At 61.2% G+C, this 5,849-nt stretch carries 9 protein-coding genes and 1 pseudogene; 9 read left to right on the forward strand and 1 reads right to left on the reverse strand.

Going from position 1 to position 5,849, the window contains the following annotated elements; translation table 11 throughout:
* Window positions 1-153 precede the first annotated feature (153 nt).
* On the forward strand, window positions 154-474 hold the full coding sequence (locus tag AKL29_RS21320; RefSeq protein WP_018457399.1) for a DUF736 domain-containing protein: 321 nt from the start codon (window positions 154-156) through the stop codon (window positions 472-474).
* 63 nt (window positions 475-537) lie between these two features.
* On the opposite strand, the gene AKL29_RS21325 is transcribed toward AKL29_RS21320, so the two are convergent.
* The gene (locus AKL29_RS21325) at window positions 538-765 is read right to left on the reverse strand and encodes a helix-turn-helix domain-containing protein (protein WP_050385492.1); all 228 of its coding nucleotides are present in this window, start codon (window positions 763-765) and stop codon (window positions 538-540) included.
* A 210-nt stretch (window positions 766-975) separates the two neighbouring features.
* Between AKL29_RS21325 and AKL29_RS45230 the strand changes: the two genes are divergently transcribed.
* The 8 genes and pseudogenes from AKL29_RS45230 to AKL29_RS21365 all read left to right on the forward strand — a co-directional run bounded on the left by AKL29_RS45230 (window position 976) and on the right by AKL29_RS21365 (window position 5,600).
* Window positions 976-1,248 (forward strand): hypothetical protein, encoded by a 273-nt coding sequence (locus AKL29_RS45230; RefSeq protein ID WP_050385509.1) that lies wholly within the window; start codon window positions 976-978, stop codon window positions 1,246-1,248.
* Between the two features lie 165 nt (window positions 1,249-1,413).
* The gene (locus tag AKL29_RS21335; RefSeq protein ID WP_050385493.1) at window positions 1,414-1,608 is read left to right on the forward strand and encodes a transcriptional regulator domain-containing protein; all 195 of its coding nucleotides are present in this window, start codon (window positions 1,414-1,416) and stop codon (window positions 1,606-1,608) included.
* A gap of 136 nt (window positions 1,609-1,744) precedes the next feature.
* Window positions 1,745-2,185: a DUF2285 domain-containing protein gene (locus AKL29_RS21340; RefSeq protein WP_347336989.1), complete on the forward strand. Its 441-nt coding sequence runs from the start codon at window positions 1,745-1,747 to the stop codon at window positions 2,183-2,185.
* A gap of 133 nt (window positions 2,186-2,318) precedes the next feature.
* Window positions 2,319-2,600 (forward strand): helix-turn-helix transcriptional regulator, encoded by a 282-nt coding sequence (locus tag AKL29_RS21345; RefSeq protein ID WP_008561544.1) that lies wholly within the window; start codon window positions 2,319-2,321, stop codon window positions 2,598-2,600.
* Window positions 2,601-2,622: 22 nt separating this feature from the next.
* Window positions 2,623-3,504, forward strand: coding sequence for a replication initiator protein A (locus AKL29_RS21350; RefSeq protein ID WP_050385510.1), 882 nt, complete (start codon window positions 2,623-2,625; stop codon window positions 3,502-3,504).
* 289 nt (window positions 3,505-3,793) lie between these two features.
* Entirely contained in the window at window positions 3,794-4,258 is a 465-nt protein-coding gene (locus AKL29_RS21355) for a DUF2840 domain-containing protein (RefSeq protein WP_050385495.1), read from the forward strand.
* A pseudogene (locus tag AKL29_RS21360) lies at window positions 4,255-4,767 on the forward strand (S26 family signal peptidase). The gene AKL29_RS21355 and the pseudogene AKL29_RS21360 overlap by 4 nt, the downstream one beginning before the upstream one ends.
* 152 nt (window positions 4,768-4,919) lie before the next feature.
* Window positions 4,920-5,600, forward strand: a complete 681-nt coding sequence (locus AKL29_RS21365) for a transglycosylase SLT domain-containing protein (RefSeq protein ID WP_050385511.1) — start codon at window positions 4,920-4,922, stop codon at window positions 5,598-5,600.
* The last annotated feature ends 249 nt before the right edge of the window (window positions 5,601-5,849 follow it).

Raw genomic sequence — 5,849 nt, forward strand, 5'->3', positions numbered from 1 at the left:
TACGCCCATTCCTCGCGAGGCAAGAAAGTCGCAACAACGGCGTCCTCCGCTGCGCTCCGGCCCGCGAGGGGTGCGTCCCCGATCGTCCTCGGCCTTTAGATCGCCATCGAGGCCGCGGTGGTCGCGGGCTCGAAACACAACAGGAGAAGTGACATGGCTAACATCGGTTCTTTCAAGAAAGTCGGCAACGATTTCCAGGGCGAGATTGTCACCCTGAGCCTGCAAGCCAAGGGCGTCCGCATCGTCGCCGAGACCAATCGATCCAACGACAACGCTCCCAGCCACCGCATCTATGTGGGTCGTGCGGAGATCGGCGCGGCCTGGTCGAAGCGTTCCGAAGAGGGCCGCGACTACCTCTCGCTCAAGCTCGATGACCCCTCGTTCAACGCGCCGATCTACGCGAACCTGTTCGATGACGAAGGCGGTGAAGGCTACACCTTGCTCTGGTCGCGACCGCGCAAGACCGGCGAGTAAGAGCGCCCCACCAAGCCCCGCCCGGTCCGCCGGGCGGGCGCTTCGCGGCCGGCCTGAAGGGGCTTACGATTTGCTAAGCCGCGCAGCCTTTTTGAGCAGGTCCCCGGGTTCGACCCCCAATGCTTCAGCAATTTGTCCGAGCACGGTGACGCTTGCTGATACATCGCCGCGCTCGATGGCGCCGACGTAACGGGCGCTCAAACCCGCGCGCTCGGCCAACTCCTCCTGCGTCATTTGTAGATCGTGGCGTTTCCGACGCAGGTTCACAGCCATGATCTCTTTGAGATCCATGGCGATATGGGAACTGAGCCGGAACGATCGTTCTAGGAACGATCGTTCCTATTCGTGTCCGAACATGCTATCGAGTGTGGCGGCGCTACGCGCGCGACCGAACTCGGCCGCCGATCTACCGAACGAATATTCAGGATTCCAACGGGAAGCGGAGGTCTGGATTGCTACCAAACCATGGCGTAGCTTATAGGCGTTCTAAAAGCGGGTATGATGCAGAAGCCATCCCTAGATCCAGACGTAGCTGACAGTGCGCCGAACGAGCCGCTGCTGACGGCCTATGACGAACAGCATGTCGTCACGTACATGCGCCTCCTGCAGGCGGAGGGCGAGGGGGCGGACTGGCGCGAAGTGACTCGAGTAGTCTTGCATATGGACCCAGAGCGAGAGCCGGACCGTGCGCGGAGCGCATATCAGAGTCATCTTGCGCGCGCCAAATGGGTGACTGAGCAGGGCCGCCTATTGCGTGGCACCGCCTCCAAATAGAAGAAAAAAGCCGGCCGACGACTTGCAGGCAGAACAATTTTCTTTTGCTAATCAGTGGTCATTCCGGTGCACCACGTGGTGCCAAACTAGGGGCTTCCTACAACCGCTTCGTTCATACCTATTGCGGCGCAATCGTTGTTAGCAGCGTGCAATGGGACGGAAGCAATGCCTGAATTCGACTGGCGGTCGCCGGATTCCTACAAGAGCCTACAAGACGCGGAAGTGACCGACATCGCCTGGGAATGTCTCCGCCGCAACGCCGACTATCGACGCGAGTACGAAGCGATGATCGCAAGCAGCCCAGATGGTGCGGTGACCGAGGAATTCAGGAGGAAATGGGGCATCTGCTTTCGCCCATGACCCGCAGAGGTCCTTCGACGAGCAGACGATCTTTTGGGCACCTGAAGTTCTAGCGGCGGTCGTTCCAGTCAAGGTTGCCTCGGCCGCCGATCGCAGTTTAGCGTCTCAACCGCTGCTTGACCTTTCAGCTGGTGAGGTGCGCCGCGCTGCCGACGGCTGGCATGCCGTGCTGCGCATCGGTGCGGTAGATCACTGTGTTTGGTCCAAAGAACCGCCTGTGCTCGGCTCGCCATACGTAGCCGAACTGCCGTTTGATGGCGATTTCGGCGCGCGTGCCTATGCAGCCCGACGGCTGTGGCGCGCGATGAATGGACGCGCGCCGGGGCCTGCATTTCACACGTTATCCAAACAGCGGCAAGAACGTCTGAGCGCCGCGATCCGTGCGCTCGATGCTCGCAGCGCCGGCGGCAGCTATCGCGTTATCGCCGAAGTGCTCTTCGGCGAAAAGCGAATCCCCGATCGCGCCTGGAAGACGCATGATCTGCGCAATCGAACGATCCGTCTGGTGCAAGGCGGCGCCGCGTTGATGCGCGGGGGCTACCGCAAACTTCTGCGGCCTGGGCGCAGGGACGAGTAGGGCAGTCCCCAAGGGGTGCCGAAAATCGCCCCCTCCATATTCGGCATCCCCCTCCGATATCGCGCTTCTCCATGATGACCGCACACACGCCGGCCTAGCCAAGCGTAGTGCGCTGTCCTCCTGGAGTTCTCAAATGCCCGATCCGATGGCCGGTCTTCCCCCGCGATTCCTGCGTACACCTGAGGCGGCGCGCTATCTTGGCCTGTCCGGCCGCACGCTGGAGAAGCACCGCACGTACGGTACTGGGCCCACGTATCGGAAGATCGGCGGACGTGTTGTCTACGCCGTCGATGACCTGAAAGCATGGGCCGACCGGGGCGCCAAGACATCGACCTCCGACCCCGGCAAGGGAACGGTGCTGCCGGCCAAGAAGCATCCCGCGCTGCGCCCTTATGCCGGCCAGGAACGTCGCTGATCACCACGGAAGGGCTGTGATCATGCGGCGCAATCTCCATTCCGAGCGCGATCAGCTTGAGCTCTTTCGGGCGCTGCCCGGTGACCTTGCGCCCCGCGACGCGCAGGATCTGATGGCATATCCGTTCTTCTCGCTCGCAAAGACCAAGCGGATCGTGCCGATCGATTTCCGCGCCGGTGCGATTGCAATTCGTGTCGAAGCCGTGCCGGAACACGGTATGGCGACCATTTGGGATGCAGACGTTCTGATCTGGGCCGCGTCCCAGATCGTCGAAGCCCGCGACGCCGGCTTGAAGACCTCGCGCCTTATGGCTGCAACGCCTTACGAAATTCTGACGTTCGTCGGCCGCGGCACCAGCGCGCGTGACTACGACCGCCTGAAGGCGGGTCTCGACAGACTTCAGTCAACAACTGTGCTGACATCGATCCGCCAGCCGACAGAACGGCGACGGCATCGTTTCTCCTGGATCAACGAGTGGAAGGAGACGGCCGATGCAAATGGCCGTCCATTTGGGCTCGAACTGATCCTGCCGGACTGGTTCTATACCGGTGTCGTTGATGACGCGCTCGTGCTGACGATTGACCGCGCCTATTTCGATCTGACGGGCGGACTTGAGCGCTGGCTCTACCGTCTCGTGCGCAAGCACGGTGGGCGTCAGAACGGCGGCTGGAGTTTTGATCTTGTGCACCTCCACGCCAAGTCCGGCATTCTCTCGCCGCTCAAGCATTTTGCTTACGACGTCCGTCAAATCGTCCAGCGTCAGACATTACCCGGCTATCAGCTCGTGCTCACGCGCGATCCGAACGGTACCGAGCGCCTGAACTTCGCGCCGACGCCTGTTGATCCCTTAACGGCACGCCTGCGCCGTCGCGGTCTCATTCCAAATTCGGAGGAAAATCTGTGAATCAGCTCGTGCTATCGGGGACCGCAACCCTCGTGCTATCGGGGACCCGATCCTCGTGCTATCGGGGACCGGAATCGAGCTTAGGAGCTTGTTTCTCCGCGCTTTTCGACCGCTCTAACTTTACTAACCAGAAATCCTTCGGATTTCTTCTAACGGACCAGACCACAAGCCGCATTGGAGGCGACTGGCAGCGGCGGGCCGTCAATCCTGCTGTTCGGCAGAAGCCGTACAGGTGCTTCACCGCCCCCAAAGCTTACGGCTCCCCGTTCCAGCATCAGGGAACGGTGGCATGAGCGATCTCACCGAAGTGGAAGTGCTGTGGCTCGAGAAGCGGATCGAAAACCGCATTCGGTTCGGTCGTGTCGTCAAGGAACGGAAGCTTGATCGTCACCGGCGTGTCCTGTCATTCGCGCCCGGCAGTATATTCGCCTTCGTCCGTTGGACCTCCAACGACTTTGGCACGATCATTTCACGGATCGACGTCCTGCGCGCGGTCGCGCCGGGACAGCGCTGTTCGACCGTTCCTTATGTGACACCGGGCGGGGAGATCCTGCTGCGCCTGTCGGGCTGGCCGAAGGTGGAGCGCGTGCTGCAGATCACTGATGCCGTTGAGGCGCTTGGCATCGATCCGGCCGACGTCGCGCCTGATCATTGGCATCACGTTCATAACCGTCTGTCTGTCAACGAAAACCCGCGCCCGTATACGAAAGCGCGCCATCAGGCCTGGCTTCATCGTCAGAGGGTGATGCGATGACGGGCCGCCTCATGATGCTGGCCGCGACGATCGGGGTTGCTGCCGCGCTCGTTGCGACGATCGTCCTGGAGCCGCTGCCGCTCTACATCTGGAACGCATCGGCGAGCGTGCCAATCGGTCTCTATCACCTGCGACCGGCGGAACGCTTCTATGTCACTGAGTAGGTCGCCGTGCAGCCACCGGAGCCGCTTGCGACTTTCCTCGACCTTAACGGCTATTTGCCGGTCGGCGTCCCGATGCTTAAGCGCGTGCTGGCGCTCCCTGGTCAGACGGTCTGCAGAAGCGGCCTCAGGATTTCGGTCGATACCATAGCGATGGGCGAGGCCCGGGATCGCGATGGACGCGGCCGGCCGCTGCCGAAATGGCAGGGCTGCCGCGTCGTCGGAGACGGCGAGCTGTTTCTCATGAACTGGCAGTCGGACGACTCTCTTGATGGCCGGTATTTTGGATTGCTTCCGGCATCCAGCGTGATCGGCCGTGCGATGCCGGTGTGGACGTGGGAGGAGTGATCGTGCGTATCCTACGTGTTCTCCTCGCCATTTCCTTGTTCGATCGATTGCGGGATCATTCCTCCGTCTCGATCGATGTCTGCAAGTCTGGCGCGAGTCCGACCGCGTGCTTAGGCCGGTTGAGCACGCGCGTTTGTACTGTCGTGCCCCTGATGCTTCTTCTGACCGCGTTCGACAGTGCTGCTTTGGCGCAGAGCGGATCAGCCACCCAGCGGGCGATCAGTCAGACGGCCCACTCATTTTCTGGCTTCATCAATGAAGCCTCACAACGCTTTGCGATCGCGCCGAACTGGATCCGATCAGTCCAAAGCATCGAGAGTGCTGGTGTCGTGCATGCCAGATCGCCCAAAGGCGCAATGGGCCTGATGCAAATCATGCCGGCGACTTGGGCGGAACTTCGCAAGCGCTATGATCTTGGGGATGACCCCTACGACCCCCACGACAACATTCTGGCCGGCACGGCCTATCTGCGCGAACTGCTCGATCGGTATGGCTCGCCTGGCGTGTTTGCCGCGTACAACGCGGGACCATCTCGCTATGAAGAGCATCTGGCAGGCGGCTCTTTGCCAGACGAGACGCGAGCATACGTCGCAAAGCTTGCAAATCTGCTTGCCATTAATTTGCCCCCGACTTGGACGTCCAACGGAAATTCATCGGCAGCTGCGACGTTGTTCGTGGCGCGATCCGATTTACTGAGAACGCGCGATCGGTTGATGGCGCTCAGGCCGTCGAGCAGTGCCACGACCGCAATCTCGGCGCCCGATGTTTCGCCCATGGTCCCCCGGCCTGTTGGCGTGTTCGTCCCTCGATCGGATTCGGGAGCATCGCAATGACCAAGTGTGCGGGTTCGCAAGCTGATGGCGTATGGGCGATGCCTCCGGCCCGCGCTCTACTCGTCGCTTCGCTCCTCACCGAGCCACCCTTCGGGTGTCTCGGCCCTTCGGGTAACGATCGCTATCGCAAGCGCTCGGGAGCAGTAGGGGCTTCACGAGTTGGTTGCCAACTCGCGGCGGCTCTTTCGGGAACTGGCGACCTGGAGACGACGACGGCAGGACGGCTCTTCAAATCGGGCTTCGAGATAC

Source organism: Bradyrhizobium pachyrhizi (assembly GCF_001189245.1).
Taxonomy (GTDB): Bacteria; Pseudomonadota; Alphaproteobacteria; order Rhizobiales; family Xanthobacteraceae; genus Bradyrhizobium; species Bradyrhizobium pachyrhizi.